The sequence below is a fragment of the Emticicia sp. SJ17W-69 genome, from assembly GCF_051209875.1.
In the GTDB taxonomy this organism is placed as follows: domain Bacteria; phylum Bacteroidota; class Bacteroidia; order Cytophagales; family Spirosomataceae; genus Emticicia.
This window is the reverse complement of the sequence record NZ_JBNTQY010000001.1, coordinates 5,229,303-5,253,914: the sequence shown is the minus strand read 5'-3', so window position 1 is coordinate 5,253,914 and position 24,612 is coordinate 5,229,303. Positions and strand designations below refer to the sequence as shown.

Sequence of the window (24,612 nt, the reverse complement as noted above, 5' to 3'; positions counted from 1 at the left end):
GAATTTATAAACAGCAATAGATTTTGTGTAATCGTTTGATTATCAAACAAATATACGAAAAATTATCCGTTTACAAACGTTTACAAATACTTTTATTCATCTGTAAACGATTAAGAACCGAATAGTTTTTCGGCTTATTGACAACTTTGCATCGTCAATCACAACAACAACGATTGTTTCAACCAAATTATCAAAACATAAACATACAAATAAAATGAACACTGTAAAATTAATCGGAAACGTAGGAAGTGAAGTAAATGTATTGAGCTTCGAGAATGGGAAAAAAGCATCTTTCAGCTTGGCGACGACTGAAAGCTATACCAACAAGAATAATGAAGAAGTCAAGAATACCGCTTGGCACAATGTGGTGGCATGGGGTAAAATAGCTGAGATCTGTGAAGACCTTGTAAGTAAAGGGAAATTAGTGAGTGTAGAAGGAAAACTCAATTATAGGAACTATATAAATAAAGAAGAAAAAACGATTTATGTTACCGAAATAGTAGCCTATAAAGTCTCAGAAGTTGTGAAGTAGAAAAGCTTTGTTTAAGCCTATGGAATATCCATGGGCTTAAAGATTTTTTGGTAAATTTGTTATTTTTGGACTTCCGCATTTCAAATTTTCAAAATGAGCAATGTTTCGAAACAAAATGATACGAAAAAAGTGGGTAGAAAAATTGAATTTTGAAAAGAATTAGGCATAAAACGTATTAAGTCTTGATACTATTTTAAAGAAAACACACTAAAATGAAAGTAAAAAGCGATAGAAAGGCCTACGGCAACAGCCTTGCCGAAAATGTAGCAATAGCTCTGATGAATGGAAAATGTATCTGTTATGTTCATAGTGAATATTGTGGTATGGGGCTAATCTATGAAGATGATGTTTTTTATTATTGTGAAGTAACTGATGGCTGTAACTTTTGGGAGCATCAATCGTTTCCAAACAAAAAGGCTTTTGTTACTTGGCTGGCCAAACAGAGTGATTATACCATGAGCCGAGCTGATGAAAAAGATATTTCGGAGTTTTATATTGATAATCAGTGTCTTACTAATGATAGATTGAGAAATCCTGCTGAGTGGATAGATAAAGCAGAACATATTGGCGTTGGTAAATTGAGCGATAGATAATAGTAATAGGGATGTCAAATTACTTTCTCAAGAATTAATTTATAAAACTCATTAGGGATAAAGATTTCATCAAAGTATTTGACTGATTGATATATTTGGCTGCCGTCAGGGTGAAGTTCGAGGTCGAAAAAATCGGTATGATTAGGGGGAATATTTTCTAAATCAAAATGACAAGTTTCGAGGATAACTTGTTCATAATGAGCATAAAGTGAATCTTCTTGAAGGTATTTTAGAATCTGTCCGAATGCAATAATCCATTCAGTTTTGTACCATAAAAAGTTAAAAATGCTGCCTTTCTGAAAACTTTTGTTGGATAAATATACCACGTAAATAATTCGCTCTTCTAAAGTCAGGGTAGCAAAAAAATCATCAAATTGTCCGCCGTTTTGTTTCCAATTTTCTTCTTTTGGACGAATATTTTTTCGGAAGAGTTCTTTTAGCTGCAAGTCAGGCGTGGTATTTTCAAACGTGAAAACAATTTTTTCGGAGACGATTTTTTCTTGAAATAAATTGAAAAATCCACGCTTTGGGTCATGCTCAAATTTTGCCACTTTTCGATTAGATTTCAATAAACGAAGAGCAAAAACTATCAATAATAATAATTTGAATATGACCCAGAAGTGCTTCAAGTTTGAGTATTTTATGACACAAATTTACGATAAAATTCCTTTAATAACCTGCCCATGTACATCGGTTAAACGAAAACGACGACCTTGATATTTATAAGTTAGTTGTTCGTGGTCGATTCCCATGAGATGCAATAAAGTCGCTTGAAAATCGTGTACATGAACTGGATTTTTGATGATGTTATAGCTAAAATCATCGGTTTCTCCGTAGCTGATGCCCGATTTTACGCCAGCCCCCGCCATCCACATAGTAAAGCACCTTGGGTGATGGTCACGACCGTAATCGTCTTTGGTGAGTTTGCCTTGTGAGTAAACTGTTCGGCCAAATTCTCCGCCCCAAACTACCAAAGTATCTTCTAGTAAACCTCGTCTTTTTAAATCAATAATCAAAGCTGCTGTGGCTCTATCGGTTTGTTTGCATTGGTGAGCCATTCCTTTGGGTAACGAACCGTGATGGTCCCAACCTTGGTGATAAAGTTGCACAAATCTTACATCTTTTTCGAGCAATTTTCGAGCTAAAAGGCAATTTGCGGCATAAGTTCCTTTGTCTCGGCTACCTTCGCCATAAAGTTCAAAAACTTCATCTGGCTCTTTCGAGGTATCCATTACTTCTGGAACAGACGTTTGCATGCGATACGCCATTTCGTATTGGGCGATTCGAGCATCTACTTCGGGGTCGCCCCAAGTTTCGTTTTGTAATTGGTTGAGTTTCGTCAGATATTCTAACATTTGTTGGCGGTCTTTTCCATCATACCCTTCTGGATTATTAAGAAATAAAACGGGGTCTTTTCCCGAACGAAATTGCACCCCTTGATGCTCAGAAGGTAAAAAGCCATTTCCCCACAGACGAGCATATAGTGGCTGGTCTTTTGAAGCATCTTTTGAAACCAAAACAATAAACGCAGGTAAATTTTGATTTTCAGAACCCAGTCCATAACTCATCCAAGAGCCAATCGAAGGGCGGCCAGGAAGCTGATGCCCAGTTTGGAAAAATGTTATGGCGGGGTCATGGTTGATTTGCTCGGTAAACATAGATTTTACAATGCACAAATCGTCAACTACTTGTGAAGTGTAAGGCAGTAAATCGCTTACCCAAGTTTTGCTTTTTCCATACTGATTAAATTTATAAGCCGATGGGACGAGCGGCAAAACTGCTTGATTGGCACTCATACCCGTAAGTCTTTGTCCTTTTCGCACCGAATCGGGCAATCCTTGCCCAAACATATTGCTGAGTTTGGGTTTATAGTCGAAAGTTTCAAATTGAGAAGGTCCACCACTCATAAACAAATAAACGACTCGTTTGGCTTTCGGGGCAATACTCGGTAAAGCACTCATTATTTGCTGTTCGAGGGTGTTGCCTTTTGCGTTTGAGCTAATCAAACTTCCCAAGGCCATTGCACCTAAACCAGAGGCTGTGCGAAGCAAAAAATCACGTCTATCCAATTTTCGATTTAAAGTCGAAAACTCAGGGGAATGAAGTTTGAATGTATCGTGGTGATGTGCCATTTTATCGTTTGGTAATGGTTGCGTCTGAGTTCAAAATCGTACTTGCTACAACTGCATTTGCGGCTACTGCGGCAGCTTCTAAAGTCGGGTCAATTTTAGAAAGTCCCGTTTTTAGCCAACCTTTAGTTTTATCTAGATTTTGCTTAAATTGTTCATATTCAGCTTTTTGTAGCGATAAAAGCAAGTTTAGCTCTTGTTCAGATGGTGTTTTACCGGTTAATTTTCGGTAAATATCAATAATCGCTTTTCGAATGTCAACTTGCTTGGTCATACTTTCTCCCATCACTTTTGCTGCTTCGATAAAAGTTGGGTCGTTGAGCGTAACGAGGGCTTGCAAAGGTGTATTGGTCTTTTGTCGGCGAACTACGCAATAGCTGCGAGAAGGAGCATCGAATGTACCCAAAGTTGGATTCGGCACCGAACGTTTAACAAGCACATAAAGGCTACGGCGATAAATGGCATCGCTTGAATCTTGCGTATAATGCGTGTTATTGATTTCCCAAAGTCCATCGGGTTGATAAGGTTTTACGCTTTTACCACCAATTTTTTTGTTAATCAAACCACTCACTGCCAGTGCATTATCACGCACCATTTCGGCTGAAAGTCGATTACTTGGCCCATGCGAAAGTAAGCGGTTTTCGGGGTCACGCTCACGTACTTCTTTGGTAGCTTTTGAATCTTGTCGATACGTGGCCGACATCACAATGAGTTTGTTGAGTTTTTTTACATCCCAATCTTCTTGAAAATTAACAGCCAACCAATCGAGTAATTCGGGGTGGCTCGGCATTTCGCCTTGATTGCCAAAATCTTCGGTTGTTTTCACAATGCCTATGCCGAAGAAATTTTGCCAAATTCGGTTCACCGCTACTCTTGCGGTGAGCGGGTTATTTTCATCAGTAAGCCATTGAGCCAAACCAAGTCTATTTTTAGGTAAGTCGACAGGAAACGCAAGAATATCTTTAGGCGTATTTGGTTTTACCTCTTCGCCCAAGGCATCGTATTGCCCTCGATGAAGCAAGTGCGTGATTTTAGGTTTAGGCATTTCTTGCATGACCATTATTTCGGCAATTTTTTCACTTGAATCAGATAAAGTTGTTCGTAGTTTTCGTAACTCTTTTTTTGCTAATAAAATAGCGGGATTGATGGCTGAGAAATAATATTCTTTCAAAATCGTTTTTTCTTGTGCGTTTAATTCACTTTCTGATTTATTGGAAATACTGCTCCAATCACCCTTTTTTGCTAAGATTTTTACTTCAAAAGGTGTCAATGCTCGATTGTAAACTACAGCATCATCAACTTTTCCTCCTTTAAAACCTAAGCCACGCCACCAACCTCCAATCTGCAAAGCAGGCTCTGATTTTGAATAAAAAATAATGTCTTTATATAATTGGTCAATGACGGTTTCCATAGCCATTTCTTCACCATCGAGATATAATTTGAAACCATTTGCTTTGGCCGAACCATCGTAAGTCATGCTCAAATGCAGCCATTTTTCACGAGGGGCGTCTTTCAAACTCAATTTTGTTATTGCATTTGAAGGAGCGGTGTGAGCCATCGTGATTTCTAATTTATTGTTTCGTAGAAAAAGATGGTAGCCCTTGAAATTATACAGACGTTCGGCGTTACTTTTATGAAAAATCACTCCATCTTTCATTTCTTTTGGTATATACGCCCACATTCCAACTGTAAAAGCCTCTGATTTTCGGAAAAGACCTACGTCTTTTAAATCGGCATACACATCGCCATCTAAGAGCAAGACTTGTCCTTTCAAGGTTTTTTCAAAAGTAGGTTTATCAAGCGTTCCAGCATCACGACGCATCACGCCCGATTGTTTGGGGTTGATACTGTTTCTAAGAGAATCTTCAAAAGTATAAAACCCTTGCAGACCAATTTGTGGTAAAGAGTTGTTTATCAGTGTTTTATATTCATTATTTTGTATCCATTTTTCAAAATCTGCCGAGGCCAAATTTTGAGTTTCGATAACTTTTTGCTCTTGCTGATTGATGGCATTGTTAATATAATTAATGACTTTTTCTTGCTCAGCAGTCGGCAAAAGTAGGGTAGGGGTGGGAAGGTCATCATTCCACGAAATTTGCCCTGCTTCTCTTACATTATTGAAAAAGCTGAATAATTCGTAATAGTTTTTCTGTGAAATAGGGTCATATTTGTGGTCATGGCATCTGGCACAACCAACCGACATCGCCAAGAAAGCATCACCAAACGTATTGGTTCTGTCCATGACGTATTCGGTCTGAAACTCTTCTTCCACAATGCCTCCTTCCAAATTTTGCGGGTGATTTCGATTGAAAGCAGTAGCGATGAGCATATCTTTTGTGGGTGAAGGAAGCAAATCTCCTGCCAGTTGTTGGTGGATAAAATTGCTATAAGGCATATTTTCATTGAAAGCTCGAATGACCCAATCTCGGTAGGGAGACATATCCCGAAGGCGGTCAACGGTATAGCCATGTGAATCGGCAAAGCGTGCTAAATCGAGCCAATCGGTGGCCATTTTTTCGCCATAATGCGGTGAAGAGAGCAGCCTGTCAACTTGTTTTTCGTAAGCGTTGGGGCTATTATCGCTCAAAAAAGTATCAATTTCTTCTAAAGTTGGTGGCAAACCAGTCAAATCAAAAGATAGACGACGCAATAAGATTTCTCTGGAAGCTTCTTTCGATACAGGCAAACCTTCTTGTTCTAAACGACTAAAAATGAAATGATCAATTTGATTAATGGGCGAAAAAGTAAGGGTATTTTTAAGAGAAGGAATAACCCTTTTTTGTGGTTTTACAAATGCCCAATGTGGTTGATAAACAGCTCCGTTTTCAATCCATTTGATAATGACTGCTTTTTCGTGAGCCGATAAACTCAAATGAGATTTTGGTGTAGGCATCACATAAGTTGGGTCGGTAGATAGGATTCTATGAAAAACCTCACTTTTCTTTAAGTTTCGTGGAGAAATGGCCACCTTTCCTGGACTATCAGGTAGTTGTGCATAAGCGGTTTCGGCAAAATCTAAGCGTAAACCTGCTTTTTGTTTGGCTTTATCTGGCCCATGACAAGCAAAGCATTTATCCGATAAAATCGGCTTGACATGAAAGTTATAATCTATGTTAGCGGGTAAGTTCTTATAGGCAATTGCCACATCTTCGGGCAATTTTGAAAGGTCAGCAAGCTGATGCCCATTCGGTTTGAATGACCATAAATAAATACAAGCAATAAGTAATAGTAAGGATTTTTTCATGAATGACCTCTTGCTTTTAAATGTCTTATTTGATATGTTTATTCGTATCGGGCTTTGCAAACTGAAATTCGCCTGTTTCGATTTGTAATTTTGGTAATGTTCTTTTCAATTGTTCGATTCCCGATTTACTTACTTTAGTTTGCCATAAATATACCACTTTTAGATTGGGATATTTTGACAAAGCCTCCAACCCTTTATCGGTGATATTTGTGCCGTATAAATTGAGTTGTTCGAGATTGGGTAAAGCTTTTAAATATTCTAAACCTACATCTGAAATATCCGTATTTTCGAGATTTAACCTTGATAGATTTTTAAAGTTAGTGATTTTTTTTACGGCGTCATCATTGATTGGCTGATTACTTAATCTTAGGCTAAAGAGCTGATTATTAATGTTTTCTAAGTCAGCCAATAAAGAAGGTTGATAATTTCTGACATTCACAAAATTGGCTGCAATATAATTTGAGCCATTTCCCAAATAAGCAACTCTAATATGTTGTTGTTTTAATTTTTCAAGAACAGTGGAGTTAACTGTCTCAACGTTTTTCGTCAGTAATTTTGATTCGTTAATTTTGATGGATTCATTTTCGATAGTTGGAATATTAGTAATTATTTCAGATGTAATTTGTGTATTGGGAATGACTAAATTAGGGGTCTGAACCGAGATATTTTCGTCTGAAACATTCTCAATTTCTTCTACAAACGATGCTCCCTTTTTTATCCAAGAATAAATGGACGAAATCTCGTTTCTAGTAAGTTGCGTTTTACCTTTTGGTGGCATGTGTTTGTCATCGTCTTCGGGTAAAATTAAGTGTGTAAATAAGGTGCTTTTGTTTGGATTCCCAACGCTAACAATAAGTCCATTTTTGCCACCTTTTTTTATAAAATCTTCCGAATCTAAGCGTAAACCACTTTTCTTTTTGCTGGCGGAGTGGCAATTATAACACTTCGTTTTCAGAATCGGAACAATCTTATCCCGATATATAAATGATTTTCGTGCAGTAACTTGAATATTTGCTTTTGTGGTATCAAGAATATCAAAAGAAGCCATTTGTGTACTATCTATTGTGGTCGAAACTTTGTTTTGAGAAGCAAAAAGATAATCCTCTCCATGCGTGAGATTTCCTCCAAAATGCCCTGCTATCGTCAAACAAATGATAGTTGCGGTTGCTAAAATCCTGCGATAGTTTTTGAAAAAATAGGCTAATATTCCGAGAATAGCGGTACCGATACTCGTCCATTGGTGCTTGAAAATAGCATCAGTTTCATAATCACCAGATTGAGCTAAAAACCAGCCTGCTATGCAAGCAATTATTGATGAGAAAGTTCCTAAAAGTAGAGCTAAATCAATGGCAGCGTTCATTTCGATTTTTCTGAATTGCTGCAAAATCATCATTACATAAGCAAAAATCAGAATGCCAATGGGCAAATGAACAATGAGTGGGTGTAAGTGGCCAATGAATTCAGTTGGAAGCATTTTTCTTTTTCCGAAGTATTTTTTTTAAAATTAATTAAAATATTTTATTGGAAATAACTCAAACACTCAATTTTATCAATAGTTGAGAGAATATGTTGCTTAGAGTGAAATACTAACAAAAAAGTCAAGCGATATGCCTGACTTTTGATTGAAAGAGTATTTTACTAATTTTCAGTGGTTTTGTCTGGAATCGAAGTTGTCCGCAAATCCGACCAAATCAAACGTTTTGGAAACATTTGATTAATATAGTTGTGGTCTCGTCGGGAATCGAACCCGAATCAAACGTTTAGGAAACGCTTATTCTATCCGTTGAACTACGAAACCTTTTTTCTATGCAAATTTACACAGAAAATATTTTAAAGCATCATTCTACGCCTATTTCATCAACAAATAACCAAGCTGGATAGCCTTTACCAGGATGTTTGTCAGGTAAATTACCATAATTTTTTGCTATAACTTTCACATAACGCCCTTTTTGGCCATTAGCTGCTATGCTCAATTGTTGTATGGCTCTTTCTTCAGCATCAATATTGCCCAATGACATTTTTTTCACAGAGGTAAATTTCTTACCATCATTTGAAATCAAAACTTCCACTTCTCTTGGCAACATAATCCATGACGAACTCGACCGTAAGAAGGCAAAACTTACTTTATTTAGGTCACTTATTTTTCCTAAATCAATCGTCACATCTAAATCTTTTCCTTCAAAACCGACCCAAGTTGCTAAGTTTTCCTCTTCACCTTTTACTCCATTCGTTAAGCCAAAAGTTTCGCCACCAGTATAGTTTTTGGGCTGACTCTCAAGAGTATATTTTCGCCCAGTGGCTTTGTTTATGTAAAAGTATTTATTCAAATCTTTGCCTAATTTCTCTCCTTTTGGCGAAAATGCTGCCGCCCTAATGATTGCATCTTGCGTAGCAACAATGCCAGTCGATTGATAAACTAAAGATTTTTCTGTAGGTGTCGAGCCATCAGTTGTATAACGGATAATTGTTTGATTATCAGTAGATTGGAGTTTTATTATAGCTTGACCTTTGACATTAATTGATGACGTTGCCGAAATGTCATAATAACTCTTGGCAAAATTTACAGCTAAATATCTCAAACGTTCGAAATGAGTTTTTAACCGAGTCGCAAAATCTTTGTAGTCTTTTGCACTATTGGCTGTCCACGCTACTTCTGCCAAAGCTGATGCTCTTGGATACGCCATATATTCGGCTTGTTCGGTGCTTGGAATATACTCTGTCCAAAGATTTGCCTGAACACCCAAAATGTGTTTGGCTTGTTCGGGTGTTAAACCACTAGGAGTTGGGTCATAAGAATAAACTTTTTCTAAAGGTAAATATCCGCCAATTGCTTGAGGTTCAGAACTTGGGTCTACTGATTGATAGTGGTCTATGTAACAATATGCTCCTGGAGTCATAATGGCATCATGGTTTTGTTTGACGGCATCAATTCCACCCTCTATCCCTCGCCACGACATAATGGTTGCGTTTGGTGAAATTCCACCTTCCAAAATCTCGTCCCAGCCAATCATTTTTTTGCCTTTTGAAGTCAAAAACTTATCTATTCTTTTTACAAAATAACTCTGTAATTCATGTTCATCTTTCAAACCTTCTTTTTTCATCAAATCCTGACAAAACTGACTGTTTTTCCATGAAACTTTCGGACATTCATCTCCGCCAATATGAATATAATTGCTTGGGAATAAGGCAATTACCTCTGTCAAAACATCTTCTAAGAATGAGAATGTTTGTTCGCTTGGACAGAAAACGTCGTCATAAACACCCCATTTTGTGCCAACTTCATAAGGCCCTTTTGAGCAACCTAATTCAGGATAAGCCGCTAAAGCTGCCATCGCATGGCCAGGCATTTCTATTTCTGGAATAATAGTTACATATTTTTTTTGAGCATATTTTATTACTTCAGCAATTTGCTCTTGTGTATAAAATCCGCCATAAGGTTTTCCATCAAATTGATGTTCATCATAGTGACCTTTCATGGTTTCTTTACGTTTTGAACCAATTTCGGTCAATTTTGGATATTTTTTTATCTCAATTCTCCAACCTTGATCATCGGTTAAATGCCAATGAAAAGTATTCATTTTGTGCATGGCCAGCAAATCAATGTATTTTTTGACGAAGGAAATAGGAAAAAAGTGACGACCTACATCAAGCATCATACCCCGATAAGAATAGCGAGGGTGGTCAAAAATAGTACAATTTGGGACAGCCCATCTAACCGAACTTTCGAGCGAACTACTAAAAATTTGTGATGGAAGTAGTTGTAAAAGACTTTGTAACGCATAAAAATCGCCTTTACTAGTAGCTGCAGAAAGTAAAATGCCATTGGTTTCTACTTTTAAGGTATAATCTTCTTCACCCAACTTTTGTTCACCATTCTTATTACTTAAAGGTGCAAAAACAATATTTTTATTTTTAATTGAAGTAAAACTTGTTGGCTCAAATGCTTCAATGCTGAGAGCCATTCCTGAAGTTACTAAAAATCGTTCAGCGAGCATTTCTGCTAAAGGTCGAATTTCAGGAGTATTGTTAGGAATTAAAATTTTTGTTTGAGCATTGACTAAAAATTCGCCGTTTGAAGTGACTAATTGTGTTGGTTTTGGAATAATTGCATACTTGTTTTGAGCAAAACTTAAAAATGAGAAGGCAATGAGGCTGAGTAAGCCAATAATTTTCTTCATGGTATAGTTGTTGAAGGGTTTATTATTTTTTTGGATAACGAAGTACGTTTTTTCAACGAATATTTGCAAGATTTATTAGAAGAAATGCCAAAATCAGTTTTTTTTCTTGCTTTTACGAGGGCGAACCATTAGTTCTTTGTAGCCAAAAGTTGGGTCAGTTTCACGAACAAAATCATAATGAGGCATTATTCCCAATACAATTTCGGCAGTTGTATAAATGTGGCTGTTATCTCCTAAATGCCCGCCAATGGTTTTTCCAGTAGAATCACTCACTGAAATATGGATGTGCGAGCCATTTTTTGATAAAACGCCAACCAAGGAAACTATCTCGAAATGCCCTTTCAGCATCTCGTATTTTTCTTGGTTGGCGTATCGAATATTTACAGAAGTCAAACTACCTACACATGTTAAGATGCAGGCTGCTGAAATGTCATTTTGGTCAATATAATGTTGTAATCCTTGCTTCAAATCTTCGTTTGGCTTCAACCTAAAAGCGATGCTTTTGGTAGTTGAAACATTTGGTTTTTGAGCAAGTGTATTCATAGCAAAAAAACTAATTACGAATATTTTAAGCAATATTCTCATTTTTTGATGGAAAGAATTTTGCTTTGATTATACCAAAAATCATTGGAAGTACTGAAACAAGTACGATTCCTAAAACGACTTTTTCAAAATTTTCTTTCACCCACTCATTAGAACCTAAAAAGTATCCTAAAAGAGTAATACTTGTTACCCACAGGGTAGCACCTATTAGACAAAAAGTAATATATTTTGGGTATTTCATGCTTCCTGTACCAGCTACAAAAGGAGCAATAGTACGAATGATTGGCATAAAACGAGCAATAATCACTGCCTTTCCACCGTGTTTTTCATAGAATGCTTCTGTTTGAGTAATATATTCACGTTTAAGAAAAAGAATTTTTTCACGTGATTTGATGAAATTACTGAAGTTTTTTCCAACAAAATAATTGACATTATCGCCTAATAAGGCAGCTAAAATCAATAATGGAATGACAAAAGCAATATCTAATTTGCCAGTGGTAGATGCCAATAAACCCACTGCAAAAAGCAATGAATCGCCTGGTAATAAAGGCATTACAATAAGCCCTGTTTCGACAAAAATTATCAAAAACAAAATGGCGTAAGTGAGTTTGTCATATTCAGTCAAAAACCATTGCAAGGTAGTCAATGGGTCTTTGAGAAAGTCTAAAAGAAAGTGTATAAATTCCATGTTGAGAGTTCTGAGTTCTGAGTTCTGAGTTCTGAGTGTGTTCGCTAAAGCGTTTTACTCGGATTCCTTTTTCTTTTCCTCTTGTTTTTGTTTACTTGTTAAGATAATGCTATTTAATATTTTTAGTAGTTCTAAGCATTCATTATGGATAGAATCAAAGGCATCTGAATCAATAAATTGCGTTTCTTGTAATAACTTTAGCCAATAAGATGTTTCTCTAACCTCTTTGGCAGAAATACTTTATTTATGAATAAAATCTGAGGTCGATTCCGAGGAAAGTGCTTCATTTACATTAGAGCCTATTGCGGTTCCGCTACGCAATATTTGCTTTGACATTACGAATTCTTTCTTTGTATCTTGTAAAAACTTATATAAGTTGATAATTCTTACTGCAAATCTAAACGATTTTTGCTCAATAATACTTTCAGTATTTTTTCATAAAAAGCAGTAAAAGAAAACTTAGTATAACCACTCAGAACTCTAAACTCAGAATTCAGAACTCGTATCACTCTTCCTGAATGATACGCTTATCTCCGCTGTATTTACCGAGTTTGAAACGTTTTTTTGTTTTTTCTGGCAAGAAATTAGCAAAAGTATCGCCACGTAAACCCAAACGAATGGTTTCCAATGGAATTACTTCGTTTGGAGCAATATTTCCGAGATTTACGTTGGTGCCAACTAATTTTACGAAGTAAACTTGTTGAGATTTTTGTGGAGCTTCCCAGATGATTTTTTCGGCAGGAATCGCATGAATAATTTCATCAACTAAACCCTGACGCACTTCTCCACTGCTACGAAAAAGTCCCACATTTCCACCTTCACGGGCTTCACCGATTACTTTCCAAGCACCTGCATCAAGTTCTGATTGCATCATCTCAATCCATTTATATGGAGCGAAAATCTTTTCAGCATCTTTAGAACCTACTTCTGACAATACTTTTACACGTGAAGAAAGGCGACGAATATATTCACACTTTTCATCACTTGGGATTTCGATAGAACCATCCGAAACTTCGGCGTGTTCGAGATTGTATTGGTCTAAAACTCTTAAATAATCTTCAAATTGGTCACGAGCAACAAATGCTTCAAACAATGTTCCACCAAAATAGAGCGGAATACCAGCATTTTGATATACTTTGACTTTATCTTTCAAGTTTGGAGTTACGTACGAAGTTGCCCAGCCAAGTTTTACGATATCAATATGAGGAGCAGAAATATCAAGCATATCTTCTACTTCTCTGATACTGAGACCTTTATCCATTACCATCGTTAGGCCAGACTCACGAGGTTTGATTGAACGCTTTGGTACGTGGTTTAAGCTATAATTCATCATCTACTTTATCTTTTATTTGAATCAAGGGCAAAGATAATAAATTTTGTGTTAGGGAGTGTGATGTAATAGCGAATGAAAAATGGTAAAAATAATGAGAAATAATAAATGATGAATGGCTAATGATGAATGTTGTATAGCCAAGTTACTTATTATCAGTTAATTATGAGTATTTTTTTGTAAAAACAAAAAAATCTGTGAGAAACTCCCACAGATTTTTTATGAAACCATTATAGTAAATTAAGCATTTTTAGCTCAATAATTATCGTTTACCATTCATAATTCATCATTATTATATCATATATTTCAAGCGAATTACTTCTTTTTCGGTCAAGAAACGCCATTTGCCACGAGGAAGGTCTTTTTTGTCAAGACCAGCATAAGTGGTGCGGTCGAGTTTCATTACCTCATAGCCTAAACTTTCAAAAATTCGACGTACAATGCGGTTTTTGCCACTATGAATTTTAATTCCTACTACTTCTGCATCAGGTGTAACTAAGGCCAATTCATCAGGTTTAATAAAACCATCTTCCAACTCTATCCCGTTACTTATTGCTTCAAAATCTTCAATACTAATAGGCTTATCTAATTCAGCTTGATAAATTTTCTTAATTTCGTTTGAAGGGTGCGAGAGTTTTTCTGCCAATTCTCCGTCATTTGTCAAAAGCAACAAACCTGTCGTATTTCTATCTAAACGACCAACAGGGTAGATTCGCTCTGGACAAGCATTTTTTACCAAATCCATTACTGTACGACGCTCGTCTGGATCCTCGGTAGTTGTGATAAAATCTTTAGGTTTATTCAATAATAAATAAACTAATTTTTCACGATTCAAAATCTTTTTGCCATACTTAACTACATCATCGGGTTTTACTTTGTAGCCCATTTCTGTAATTTCCTTGCCATTTACCGTAATTTGCCCCGAAGCAATCAATTCATCAGCATCACGACGTGAAGCAATTCCTGCATTAGAGATATAGCGATTGAGTCTAATAGTATCATTAGGAGAGGAAGTTTTTTCTTCTTTCAAAAGTTTTTTCTGTACTTTTTCGGGAAGTTTGCTTCTGAGTTTTTCTTCATCATAATCAGGGGCATTGATTCGTGAAGAAGTTGCTTGATTTTCTTTTGGCTTAAAAGGCTCATTTTTTTGGAAACGAGGTTTATCGGCCGAATAAGCATTTTTTCGGTCATTAGAGGTTGCTCTACCACTTTCATCTCGTTTTTTGAATGGATGAGCTGGCTTTTCGTCTGAAAAACTTTTAGATTTTTCTCCGAATGGTTTTCTATCGTCGTCTCTTCTCTGAAAAGGTCTGTCGTTGCTAAAAGGTTTTTTCTCCCCGAACGGTTTTCTATCGTCGTCTCTTTTTTGAAAAGGTCTGTCGTTGCTAAAAGGTTTTTTCTCCCCGAACGGCTTTCTATCGTCGTCTCTTTTTTGAAAAGGTCTGTCGTTGCTAAAAGGTTTTTTCTCCCCGAACGGTTTTCTATCGTCGTCTCTTTTTTGAAAAGGTCTGTCGTTGCTAAAAGGTTTTTTCTCACCGAACTGTTTTCTATCGTCGTCTCTTTTTTGAAAAGGTCTGTCATTCGAGAACGGTTTTTTCTCCCCGAACGGTTTTCTATCATCGTCTCTTTTTTGAAAAGGTCTGTCATTCGAGAACGGTTTTTTCTCACCGAACGGTTTTCTGTCGTCTTCTCTTCTTTGATTTGGATAGGATGCACGATCTGTGCTAAATGGTTTTTTGCTTGAAGAAGAGGTTTTATTTGTTGCCTCTTTTCTTGGTCTTGGTGGTCTTCCCGAATCTGAATTCCTCATTGGATTTTCAGCATCACTGCTGTAATTAATATAAACACTTGATTATCAGATGCAAAGTTACGAAAAATAAATTTGTGATATAAAAAAACCTGCAAGGATTCTTTCAATCCTTACAGGTTTTATATTTCATGGGTTCGTCATAAGAAAACCGTAAAGATTGCGAATCGTTGAACCGTTTCAATCCTTACAGATTTTATGCTTTATATTGGCTTGAAAATCAAATCACGGTAATCCATCATTGATTTACGGATTACTTCGTGAGCATCTTCTCTGCCATAAACATTCGATATTTCGATGGCATTTTTCTCATCTGGCAAACTCTTGTAGGTCAAGAAATAATGTTTCAAACGAGTAAGAATGGCATCTGGAAGTTCAGTAATATCAGCAAATTTTTGATAAATTGGGTCATCTACCAAAACAGCAATGATTTTATCATCGGCTTCACCTTTGTCGAGTAAACAAAGTCCACCAATTGGAATAGCTTGCAATAAAATATCTCCGTGAGGAATATGATGACTCGAAAGCACACAAATATCTAATGGGTCACCATCACCTTCTTGGACTTTTTCGGAACCACGTTCACGAGCCAATTTGGCTACTTCTTCACCACAATAAGTTTGTGGAATAAAACCATAAAGTGAAGGAATTATATTTGAATATTTTTGCGGTCGGTCGATTTTCAAATACCCTGATTCTTTATCTACTTCATATTTAATCGTATCAGAAGCTACAATTTCAATAAAAACTGTAACTCTTTCAGGGGCTTTATCGCCAACTGGAATTCCATGCCAAGGGTGTGCTTTGTAAACTGGTTTCATATCAAATTTTATTTTTTGACAAATAAACACAATTCAGAATGATTTGGCAAATGCAAAATAAATGCAGGAAAAAACAGAGAAGTATTTTAAAGCTATGAGTAGAATCGTTATGTTTGAAAAAAAATCTGACCGCATACATTCTAAAATAATTTTTCATCACCAAATCTTAAAAAAATGAAAAGAATCCTGTTTTTAATGCTCTTATTATCAAGTATTTATACTTTTGGGCAAAGCTCGTTGAAATCAAAAATAAATTCAAAAACCGAATCAATCGACCAAAAAGTCATTGCTTGGCGAAGAGATATTCACCAAAATCCAGAATTGGGTAATCGTGAATTCAAAACTGCTGAAAAAATTGCAGCACATTTAAAATCTTTGGGTATTGAGGTACAAGAAAAAGTTGCCTATACGGGCGTGGTTGGAGTATTGAAAGGTGGAAAGCCTGGTCCAGTTGTATTGTTAAGAGCTGATATGGACGCACTGCCAGTTACTGAAAGAGGAGAGTTAGCTTTTAAATCGAATGTAGTGACGGAATATAACAACCAAAAAACAGGCGTCATGCACGCTTGTGGACATGATACACATGTGGCCATTTTGATGGGTGTTGCTGAGGTGCTTTCATCTATGAAAAATGATTTAGCAGGAACAGTAAAGTTTTGTTTTCAGCCTGCTGAAGAAGGAGCCCCAGCGGGTGAAGAAGGCGGTGCAGCCTTAATGATTAAGCAAGGCGTTATGGAAAATCCAAAAGTAGATGTAGCTTTTGGTTTACATATTAATTCTTTGACGGAAGTTGGAAAAATTCGTTTTCGCTCAGGGCCCGAAATGGCTGCTGCCGATACTTATACATTAAAAATTAAAGGTAAACAAACGCATGGAGCGAGTCCGTGGAGTGGTATTGACCCGATTGTGACAGGTTCTCAAATTGTCATGGCTTACCAAACGATTATCAGCAGAAATGTGGACATTACTGAAAATCCAGCGATTGTTACAGTTGGAGCGTTTAATGCTGGAATTAGAAGCAATATTATTCCAGAAGAGGCAACGATGATTGGGACAATAAGAACTTTTAGCGAACCTCAACAAAAATTGATTCACAGAAGAATGGAAGAAATTGCGACTAACATTGCTGAAAGTGCAGGTGCAACTGCTGATTTGAAAATCAATATTGGTGTACCAGTAACATATAATGACCCAACTTTAACTGAGAAAATGGCACCAACGCTGACAGCTTTGGCAGGAAAAGATAATGTATTATCAGCTCCTCTTGCCACTGGTGCAGAAGATTTTAGCTTCTTTGGCAAAAAAGTACCTGCATTTTTCTTCTTTTTGGGTGGAAAACCTATCGGAAGCACCATTGCAGCTCCGCATCATACGCCCGATTTCTTTATTGACGATAGTGGTTTAGGTCTCGGCGTAAAAGCTCTCTGCCATTTGACAGTTGATTATTTTGAGAAGAAGTAGAGGTTTTTGTGCGACTTCTCCAAAGTTGTAAACGCCTTATTGCAACTGTTTACTACAAATGTTTGACATCTCTGATGTCGATGTCTTAGATTTATTAGAAATCAAACATTTGTAGTAAAAAAATACCTTATTTTGTTTCTGACTTCAGAAAAGTCAAACAGATAGTATTTTACAAACTTTTGTGTCTTTAAAAAACAACTTCTTACTTCATCCCCATCACCAAAGTAACCACCGCCTCAGCAGGTATTTCAATATTTGTCCCTTTGATTTGACTATGAGCCAAATTCTTATCTTTTGATGTGGTATAGCTATCAATTACTTGATTTTTTGTAAAAATTGGCAGTTCAATTCGCTGATTTTGAGCAGGGTTTATAATCACTACCACCAACTGTTTTGAACTTTTATAAGCCGAAACCATCAAATCTTTATTATCGGTTTCGATTTTTATTCGCTGCATTTTTGGTCTGACAAATCTTGAAAAATTACCAAATGCCCAAAGAAGTTTTGAATCATAAATTTCGCCATCAAATTTATTACTATCATTTTCTCCTTTTACGCCATTATTTGAGACATAAATTAGACCATCTTTATAATCATTGGCACTCACCGAAAGCCACCAATGCCACGCCGAAGCATTAGCATAAGTCAAATCGGCATGAATAACTTTGGCTACGTATAAGGCGGTTTTCATATCTAAATCTTGTCCTCCACCTTCTATTTCGCCAGCATTATCTCCCAAAACACAATATTCTGATTGCCAATAGTTGAGTTTTTGTTGCTGAATTTTTTCTGATAAATCTTGACGTTTGTTGATTAACTCATTGCTTGGAGAAGTAGTAAAATAGCTATGCCCGCAAATCAATTTTTCTACTGAATTTAAGTTGCCAACATAATTTTTGCTTGATTCCGAAAAGAAACTTTCAATCTGATTGTCTTGTCCAACATCACTTCGGTTGCTCTTCGATTTGTACAAATAATCAATCTGAGCAGCTTCGCTGATGACAACTTTGGTACTTAGTTTTCGTTCGTTCATTTTCGAGTCTAATTTCCGAACTGCCCAAGCCAAATCATCATTATTGATAGGTGTTCCTTCCTGTGAACCAAATCCCGATTTTGATTTAGGTCCCCAATCCCACTGCGGTTCGTTAAATGGACTGATGTAATCAAATTTCAATTTTGCTGATACTTCTGTCATAAAATCTGTAAATACATCAATTTTGGTTTTATCAAAATTCCATTCGCCCAATTTACCACTACCAATTGCCAATCCATTTTTTGTCATAGAAACTGGTGCAGAATTCAAGAAACCTAAGGTAAAATCTACGCCATTTCGTTTGGCAGCTTCCAAAAACCATTGTTGACCACGTTGCTTATTCCAGTTATATTTTCCATTTTCTAAAAAACATTCAGCTCTACGCCATTCATTTGTTATTTTACTTTCAATGCCTTGTTCTGTACTTCCCGCACCGATGTTAAAACGCCACATCGAAAGCCCAATTCCTTTAGGATTGCCTGCCTTGTCCAATTGCTTGCTAAATAATAAATCAGCTATTTTTTGTCTTTTTTCAATAGGGTAGTTTTCACCAACCATTTGCATTGACCAACAATCAGAAGCTCCAAAACTATGAATGGTTTGAAAAGTGGTTTTTGTGTCAATTTTTAGTTTTTGTCCCAAACTAACTTTACAAATCAATAACAGAAAGAGTACTATTTTCTTCATTTTTTATAAGGCTTGAGTCTTAGAATTAGTTTGCAATGATAAGCAAAATATCAATATTAATTTTCAATTCTTCCAACTCAATATTTCTTCAAAGAAAAGAAACTCTCTTCTGAAAAGTTGTGTTTATACTTAGATAAGCTATTCTATTATTCTACCCAAAATTATGCAATATAAACTCGTATCTGACTATAAACCGACTGGTGACCAACCACAGGCAATTGCCAAGCTCGTTGAAGGAATTAATAAGGGCGAGCAATCGCAAGTTTTGTTGGGTGTAACTGGCTCAGGAAAAACATTTACTGTTGCCAATGTCATTGCCCAACTCGACCGTCCAGTGTTGATTTTGAGTCATAATAAGACTTTAGCTGCACAGCTTTATGGCGAGTTTAAGAGCTTTTTTCCTGAAAATGCAGTCGAATACTTCATTTCTTATTACGATTATTATCAGCCCGAAGCCTATATTGCCACCACCAATACATACATTGAAAAAGATCTTCAAATCAATGAGGAAATTGACAAACTTCGTCTTTCAACGGTTTCATCTTTGATGTCGGGTAGGAGAGATGTGATTGTTATTGCTTCGGTTTCTTGTATTTATGGTGCAGGAAATCCAACGGAGATGAAGCGGAGCATTATTCAAGTAGCGGTTGGGCAAATCATTAGTCGCAATCAATTTCTTTTTCGTTTGGTTGAAATTTTATACTCACGCACCGAGGCTGAGTTTATGCGTGGGAATTTTCGTGTAAAAGGCGATACCGTTGATTTATATCCAAGCTATGCCGACTTTGCTTTTCGTTTTATTTTTTTTGGAGATGAAATCGAGGAGATTCAAAGAATCGACCCAAGTAATGGCAAAAAGCTAAGTTCAGAAAAGCAAATTGCTATTTTTCCAGCCAATCTGTTTGTAACTGGAAGAGATGTAATGGCAAATGCTATGCACCAAATTCAAGATGAATTGGTCAAACAAATCAAATATTTTGAGTCGGATGGTAAATTATTAGAAGCACAAAGAATTCAAGAACGAACAGAATTTGACCTCGAAATGATGCGAGAATTGGGCTATTGCTCAGGCATTGAAAACTATTCAAGGTATTTTGATAATCGTCAACCTGGGCAAAGACCATTCTGCTTATTAGATTATTTTCCAGAAGATTTTATCATGGTTGTTGATGAAAGTCATGCTTCCATGCCACAGATTCGTGCCATGTGGGGAGGCGATCGTTCTCGGAAAGAGTCTTTGGTAGAATATGGCTTTCGACTTCCTTCGGCAATGGATAACCGACCGCTCAAATTTCAAGAATTTGAAGAAATGGTTGGACAAACCGTTTTTGTCAGTGCTACTCCTTCTGATTATGAAGTTCGTTTGAGCGAGGGTGTTGTCGTAGAACAAATCATTCGTCCAACAGGCTTACTTGACCCAGAAATTGAAGTTCGACCAAGTATCAATCAAATTGATGATTTATTAGAAGAAATTAATTTGCGGGTACAGCGAAAAGAAAGGGTTTTGATTACAACGCTTACTAAGCGAATGGCGGAGGAATTAAGCAAATATTTAGATAAAGTAGGCATTAAAGGACGCTACATTCACTCTGAAGTAAAAACCTTCGACCGAGTAGAAATTTTGCGTGAATTACGTTTGGGTGTTTTTGATGTGTTGGTTGGTGTAAATCTACTTCGTGAAGGCTTAGATTTACCTGAAGTTTCGCTCGTAGCCATCATGGATGCTGATAAAGAAGGTTTTTTGCGAGATATTCGCTCATTAATTCAAACAATTGGACGTGCGGCTCGTAATGAAAATGGTAAAGTATTGATGTATGCTGATAGAATTACTGGCTCAATGCAAAAAGCCATTGACGAAACCAATCGCCGTCGTGCAATTCAGATGGAATACAATGCCGATAATGGGATTACTCCAAAAACTATTTTCAAGTCGAGAGAGGCAATTATGGAACAAACGTCTATTGCTGATAGCAAAGCAACGACCAAAATGTATTATAATGAACCTGAGCAACTATCAATTGCTGCCGACCCAATTGTAGGCTATATGACCAAACCACAACTTGAAAAATTGATGGAAGAAACACAACGAAAAATGGAGCGTGCTGCGAAGGATTTAGACTTTTTAGAAGCTGCTCGTTTCCGTGATGAAATAACACAGTTGAGAGAGCGAGTGAAGAGGTTATCATAAAAAAAGACTGTCTCGTAAGACTTTCCACCAAATAATTTTGGGTTAAATTTTCTTACGAGACAGTCTAAATATTTATTAAAATGGTAAATCGTCACTACCGCTACCGGCCATTTCTACTGGCGGAGGTGTTGGTATTGGTGCGGGTTTTGGTACGTAATTATTGCTGCTTGAGGCAGGTACAGCATCATTTTCATCGGCATCTCTACCTCTTCCCCCTACCAATTGTAATGTATTTCCACGAATTTTCACTGTATTTCTCTCAATACCTTCCTTATCCGTCCATTTTTCAGTTCTGATTCTTCCTTCTACATACGCCATGTCACCTTTTTTGAGGTATTGCTCGGCAATATTTGCCAAGTTTTCCCATAACTCAATGCGATGCCATTCGGTCTGTTCTACTTTTTCGCCATTTTTATTATTATAATTTTCAGAAGTAGCGATACTAAAAGTTACGACTTTTCCCCCGCTTGGTAGCGTTCTTACTTCGGGGTCAGAACCTAATCTGCCCAATAAAATTACTTTATTTACACCAGCCATTTTTTTGTGTTTTTTGAGGTTTCGTTATTTTTACAAGTAAATTTAATGAAAATTTAGGAGATATACAATCATTTAAAGAGCAATTTTAAGCCAAAAAAGCCAAGCCTTTCAAATGTTTTTCTATTAAAATTGGTTTTGGTAAATCTTCAATTTCTTCTAATGAATAAAAATAATAATCTTCGGGCAATGTCACCTCACTATTGAGAATTATGTGCCAAAACCTCGCTTCAATGCGTTGGTGTGTTAGAATATGTCTAAAATTTTCAGAAACATTTTTAACTATTGATTTAGACAAAACTTCTTGCAAAAAGTCATTTTTTTCTAAATTAATTTCATCTAAAGTGATGAGTTTTTCTTCACTTTCCACCAAATAAAAATCATAAAGACCTGACCAAATATCTCCACCCGAGCGTTGGTGCATCAAAAAACGACTATCTTTTTCAATGATGAAATAATCAAAAAAGCGATTTTTAACTTTTACTTTTTTTGATTTTACTGGTAAAGATGCTTGTTTACCCGTAGTATTTGCCACGCAATCATAATGAAATATACAAAACAAACACGCAGGATTGGCTGGCATACAATGAGTAGCCCCAAATTCCATGATTGCCTGATTATAAGTGCTTGGGTTCGACTCAGGAATTAATTTATTGGCCAAATCACTAAATATTTTTTTTGCTTCATGACTTGAAATATCAGTTTCGACACCAAAAACCCGTGCTAAAACTCGGTAAACATTGCCATCAACAACAGCTACCTTTTCATCGAAAGCAAAAGAAGCAATGGCTGCTGCGGTATAAGGCCCGATTCCTTTGAGCTTTAGCAAACCTTCGTAGTTATTCGGAAAAATCCCATCAAAATCATCAGCGATAATTTTGGCTGTTGTGTGCATATTTCTTGCCCTTGAATAATAACCCAAACCTTGCCAAAGCCTTAATACATCTTTTTCATCGGCACTGGCAAGTAATTGGATAGTGGGATATTGTTCTACAAATTTCTCATAATAGGGCAAGCCCTGAGCCACACGAGTTTGTTGCAAAATTACTTCCGATAGCCAAATCTGATATGGGTCTTTTGTATTTCGCCATGGTAATGCTCGTTTGTTGAGGTAATACCACTCAATTATCTTTTTATAAAAAGTGTCTGTTTCCAATTTTTATCTAAGTTTTATTCCTAAATACATCAAATTTATTGGCTAAAAAGCCGTAATTTACTACTAAGTATTTTGTAACTCATTTATTATTAAGCAATTACGAAAAAAAATGTTTAAATCTTTTTGGCAGAATGTTTTTAAAACCCCTATCTTTGCAAACCCAAAAGTAAACCAAAGTGTTTACGGGTATTAAATAGATGTCTCTAAATATTTTTTGCAGCCAAAATTTTGGTTCAAAAATTGTAAACCTCTCTTTAATTTTTTAACAAAGCAATTTAATAACCTAAATATTTTTTTTACCGTGACTAAAGCAGAAGTAATCGTGGCAATTGCCGACAAGACTGGCGTGGACAAAGCAAGTGTATCAACAACCCTTGAAGCATTTTTCGATACAGTAAAGGACTCATTGGCAAGTGGAGATGCTGTTTATGTGAGAGGTTTTGGAAGTTTTGTAAATAAACATAGAGCCGCAAAAAAAGCTCGTAATATCTCAGCAAAAACTACCGTGATGGTTCCTGCTCATTCAGTTCCTGGCTTTAAACCTGCCAAAGAATTTACTGATCAAGTAAAATCAAGTGTAAAATAATCTTGAATGATTGTGATGCTCATTAAATAATCATGGGTAGGCTTTTTTTACCCTACCCACGATAAAATTTAATCGAGCACAAATCTAAAAAACATGAAAAAACATTTTATTATTTTGATTGTTTTAGCAGTAGCCCTCACGGGCTTTCTTTATTCTCGCCCCAAGGTGGTTGTAAAAGACGAAGCCAAAGCCAATCGAGATAAGGTCACTGAAACAAAATCATCCGCCAAAGAAGAGGAGCATCAAGAAAGTTCGCAAGCTCCTAAACTTTCAGCCGAACAAGAGAAACAAATCAATGTTTTGAAGCAAAAACTGACAGGCACAACTGATAAAAAAGTTTTGTATGGACAAATTGCTCAGGTTTTTGCGAAGGCAAATCGTTTTGATAGTGCTGCGGTCTATGCCGAAAAGATTGCTATTGTAGAGCCAACCGCTGAAAACTGGATGCAAGCTGGAGATATGTATTATCAAGCCTATACATTATCGCTTCGTCAGGAAAATATTGCACTTTACACGGAAAAAACTCGGGCGTGTTACCAAAAAGTATTAGAGAAAAACCCACGTCAACTACAAGCAAAAACTAATTTGGCGATGACTTATGTACAGTCTGACTCGCCTATGCAGGCGATTATGATGTTGCGTGAAGTGATTACTGAAGAACCAAATTACGAACCAGCACTGATGAATTTGGGGGTACTTTCGATGCAGTCAAATCAATATGCAAAAGCTGCTGACCGTTTCAAACAAGTTTTGAGATTAAATCCTGCAAACCTCAATGCACAATTAGGTTTAGGGTATAGTTTAATCGAACTAAAAGAAAAGGCACAGGCTCGAACGATATTTGAAGACTTAAAAAAGAAAGTAAAAGATCCAACTTTATTAGAAGAAGTAAACAAGGCTTTGGAGAGTTTGAAATAATTCATTATCTTTGCGGTTCGATAAAGAAATCCCCACCCCTCAAGGGGAGGAAATATAAAATTTATTTTTTAACACCTCAACAACTCTTTTAGGGTTGGGGGTAATTTAATCAGTTACTATTATGCCTTGCGGAAAAAAAAGAAAGGGCCACAAAATGGCTACGCACAAAAGAAAAAAGCGTCTT

19 protein-coding genes, 1 tRNA gene and 1 pseudogene are annotated in these 24,612 nt (G+C 36.5%); 6 read left to right on the top strand and 15 right to left on the bottom strand.

The features are described 5' to 3' along the window. Positions 1–214 precede the first annotated feature (214 nt). Positions 215–532: a single-stranded DNA-binding protein gene (locus tag ACQUQZ_RS21555; RefSeq protein WP_435357160.1), complete on the top strand. Its 318-nt coding sequence runs from the start codon at positions 215–217 to the stop codon at positions 530–532. A gap of 212 nt (positions 533–744) precedes the next feature. Further along, on the top strand, positions 745–1,125 hold the full coding sequence (locus tag ACQUQZ_RS21550; protein WP_435357159.1) for a hypothetical protein: 381 nt from the start codon (positions 745–747) through the stop codon (positions 1,123–1,125). Between the two features lie 14 nt (positions 1,126–1,139). Here the strand turns inward: ACQUQZ_RS21550 and ACQUQZ_RS21545 are convergent, their stop codons facing one another. The 12 genes and pseudogenes from ACQUQZ_RS21545 to ACQUQZ_RS21490 all read right to left on the bottom strand — a co-directional run bounded on the left by ACQUQZ_RS21545 (position 1,140) and on the right by ACQUQZ_RS21490 (position 15,865). Then, positions 1,140–1,754: a hypothetical protein gene (locus ACQUQZ_RS21545; protein ID WP_435357158.1), complete on the bottom strand. Its 615-nt coding sequence runs from the start codon at positions 1,752–1,754 to the stop codon at positions 1,140–1,142. A 24-nt stretch (positions 1,755–1,778) separates the two neighbouring features. Then, entirely contained in the window at positions 1,779–3,257 is a 1,479-nt protein-coding gene (locus ACQUQZ_RS21540) for a DUF1501 domain-containing protein (RefSeq protein WP_435357157.1), read from the bottom strand. Between the two features lies 1 nt (position 3,258). Continuing rightward, a complete protein-coding gene (locus tag ACQUQZ_RS21535) occupies positions 3,259–6,498 on the bottom strand; it encodes a DUF1553 domain-containing protein (RefSeq protein ID WP_435357156.1) in 3,240 nt (1,079 codons plus the stop codon). A gap of 25 nt (positions 6,499–6,523) precedes the next feature. Then, positions 6,524–7,972 carry a c-type cytochrome domain-containing protein gene (locus ACQUQZ_RS21530; protein WP_435357155.1) on the bottom strand — a complete coding sequence of 483 codons (1,449 nt, stop codon included), beginning with the start codon at positions 7,970–7,972 and terminating at the stop codon, positions 6,524–6,526. Between the two features lie 252 nt (positions 7,973–8,224). After that, a tRNA-Arg gene (locus tag ACQUQZ_RS21525) sits at positions 8,225–8,296 on the bottom strand. Between the two features lie 40 nt (positions 8,297–8,336). Continuing rightward, positions 8,337–10,676, bottom strand: a complete 2,340-nt coding sequence (locus ACQUQZ_RS21520; protein ID WP_435357154.1) for a glycoside hydrolase family 20 protein — start codon at positions 10,674–10,676, stop codon at positions 8,337–8,339. 93 nt (positions 10,677–10,769) lie between these two features. After that, positions 10,770–11,261 carry a PPC domain-containing DNA-binding protein gene (locus tag ACQUQZ_RS21515; protein WP_435357153.1) on the bottom strand — a complete coding sequence of 164 codons (492 nt, stop codon included), beginning with the start codon at positions 11,259–11,261 and terminating at the stop codon, positions 10,770–10,772. Then, a complete protein-coding gene (locus ACQUQZ_RS21510; RefSeq protein ID WP_435357152.1) occupies positions 11,245–11,907 on the bottom strand; it encodes a VTT domain-containing protein in 663 nt (220 codons plus the stop codon). Before ACQUQZ_RS21510 ends, ACQUQZ_RS21515 begins: the two co-directional genes overlap by 17 nt. Before the next feature lie 54 nt (positions 11,908–11,961). Then, positions 11,962–12,324 (bottom strand): annotated as a pseudogene (locus ACQUQZ_RS21505) (four helix bundle protein). 88 nt (positions 12,325–12,412) lie between these two features. Beyond that, positions 12,413–13,237: a phosphosulfolactate synthase gene (locus ACQUQZ_RS21500; protein ID WP_435357151.1), complete on the bottom strand. Its 825-nt coding sequence runs from the start codon at positions 13,235–13,237 to the stop codon at positions 12,413–12,415. Positions 13,238–13,529: 292 nt separating this feature from the next. Next, entirely contained in the window at positions 13,530–15,047 is a 1,518-nt protein-coding gene (locus ACQUQZ_RS21495; RefSeq protein ID WP_435357150.1) for a pseudouridine synthase, read from the bottom strand. A gap of 200 nt (positions 15,048–15,247) precedes the next feature. After that, positions 15,248–15,865 (bottom strand): inorganic pyrophosphatase, encoded by a 618-nt coding sequence (locus ACQUQZ_RS21490; RefSeq protein ID WP_435357149.1) that lies wholly within the window; start codon positions 15,863–15,865, stop codon positions 15,248–15,250. A gap of 174 nt (positions 15,866–16,039) precedes the next feature. Here ACQUQZ_RS21490 and ACQUQZ_RS21485 point away from each other — a divergent pair, with 174 nt between their 5' ends. Beyond that, positions 16,040–17,326 carry an amidohydrolase gene (locus tag ACQUQZ_RS21485; RefSeq protein WP_435357148.1) on the top strand — a complete coding sequence of 429 codons (1,287 nt, stop codon included), beginning with the start codon at positions 16,040–16,042 and terminating at the stop codon, positions 17,324–17,326. A gap of 202 nt (positions 17,327–17,528) precedes the next feature. Here the strand turns inward: ACQUQZ_RS21485 and ACQUQZ_RS21480 are convergent, their stop codons facing one another. After that, complete coding sequence (locus ACQUQZ_RS21480) at positions 17,529–19,046, bottom strand: glycoside hydrolase (RefSeq protein ID WP_435357147.1); 1,518 nt, start codon at positions 19,044–19,046, stop codon at positions 17,529–17,531. Between the two features lie 163 nt (positions 19,047–19,209). Between ACQUQZ_RS21480 and uvrB the strand changes: the two genes are divergently transcribed. Beyond that, on the top strand, positions 19,210–21,234 hold the full coding sequence (uvrB, locus tag ACQUQZ_RS21475) for an excinuclease ABC subunit UvrB (protein WP_435357146.1): 2,025 nt from the start codon (positions 19,210–19,212) through the stop codon (positions 21,232–21,234). Between the two features lie 75 nt (positions 21,235–21,309). On the opposite strand, the gene ACQUQZ_RS21470 is transcribed toward uvrB, so the two are convergent. Together ACQUQZ_RS21470 and mutY are read right to left on the bottom strand one after the other, a co-directional pair. Next, positions 21,310–21,771 (bottom strand): single-stranded DNA-binding protein, encoded by a 462-nt coding sequence (locus ACQUQZ_RS21470; RefSeq protein ID WP_435357145.1) that lies wholly within the window; start codon positions 21,769–21,771, stop codon positions 21,310–21,312. 85 nt (positions 21,772–21,856) lie between these two features. Then, entirely contained in the window at positions 21,857–22,924 is a 1,068-nt protein-coding gene (mutY, locus tag ACQUQZ_RS21465; RefSeq protein WP_435357144.1) for an A/G-specific adenine glycosylase, read from the bottom strand. Between the two features lie 301 nt (positions 22,925–23,225). On the opposite strand from mutY, the gene ACQUQZ_RS21460 reads away from it, so the two are divergent. After that, complete coding sequence (locus ACQUQZ_RS21460) at positions 23,226–23,510, top strand: HU family DNA-binding protein (RefSeq protein ID WP_435357143.1); 285 nt, start codon at positions 23,226–23,228, stop codon at positions 23,508–23,510. Positions 23,511–23,603: 93 nt separating this feature from the next. Beyond that, on the top strand, positions 23,604–24,428 hold the full coding sequence (locus ACQUQZ_RS21455) for a tetratricopeptide repeat protein (protein WP_435357142.1): 825 nt from the start codon (positions 23,604–23,606) through the stop codon (positions 24,426–24,428). Positions 24,429–24,612: the final 184 nt, after the last annotated feature.

Coding starts and splice junctions, on each gene's coding strand:
- ACQUQZ_RS21555 (WP_435357160.1), top strand. CDS start 215: ATGAACACTGTAAAATTAATCGGAAACGTAGGAAGTGAAGTAAATGTA.
- ACQUQZ_RS21550 (WP_435357159.1), top strand. CDS start 745: ATGAAAGTAAAAAGCGATAGAAAGGCCTACGGCAACAGCCTTGCCGAA.
- ACQUQZ_RS21540 (WP_435357157.1), bottom strand. CDS start 3,257: ATGGCACATCACCACGATACATTCAAACTTCATTCCCCTGAGTTTTCG.
- ACQUQZ_RS21535 (WP_435357156.1), bottom strand. CDS start 6,498: ATGAAAAAATCCTTACTATTACTTATTGCTTGTATTTATTTATGGTCA.
- ACQUQZ_RS21530 (WP_435357155.1), bottom strand. CDS start 7,972: ATGCTTCCAACTGAATTCATTGGCCACTTACACCCACTCATTGTTCAT.
- ACQUQZ_RS21520 (WP_435357154.1), bottom strand. CDS start 10,676: ATGAAGAAAATTATTGGCTTACTCAGCCTCATTGCCTTCTCATTTTTA.
- ACQUQZ_RS21515 (WP_435357153.1), bottom strand. CDS start 11,261: ATGAGAATATTGCTTAAAATATTCGTAATTAGTTTTTTTGCTATGAAT.
- ACQUQZ_RS21510 (WP_435357152.1), bottom strand. CDS start 11,907: ATGGAATTTATACACTTTCTTTTAGACTTTCTCAAAGACCCATTGACT.
- ACQUQZ_RS21500 (WP_435357151.1), bottom strand. CDS start 13,237: ATGAATTATAGCTTAAACCACGTACCAAAGCGTTCAATCAAACCTCGT.
- ACQUQZ_RS21495 (WP_435357150.1), bottom strand. CDS start 15,047: ATGAGGAATTCAGATTCGGGAAGACCACCAAGACCAAGAAAAGAGGCA.
- ACQUQZ_RS21490 (WP_435357149.1), bottom strand. CDS start 15,865: ATGAAACCAGTTTACAAAGCACACCCTTGGCATGGAATTCCAGTTGGC.
- ACQUQZ_RS21485 (WP_435357148.1), top strand. CDS start 16,040: ATGAAAAGAATCCTGTTTTTAATGCTCTTATTATCAAGTATTTATACT.
- ACQUQZ_RS21480 (WP_435357147.1), bottom strand. CDS start 19,046: ATGAAGAAAATAGTACTCTTTCTGTTATTGATTTGTAAAGTTAGTTTG.
- uvrB (WP_435357146.1), top strand. CDS start 19,210: ATGCAATATAAACTCGTATCTGACTATAAACCGACTGGTGACCAACCA.
- ACQUQZ_RS21470 (WP_435357145.1), bottom strand. CDS start 21,771: ATGGCTGGTGTAAATAAAGTAATTTTATTGGGCAGATTAGGTTCTGAC.
- ACQUQZ_RS21455 (WP_435357142.1), top strand. CDS start 23,604: ATGAAAAAACATTTTATTATTTTGATTGTTTTAGCAGTAGCCCTCACG.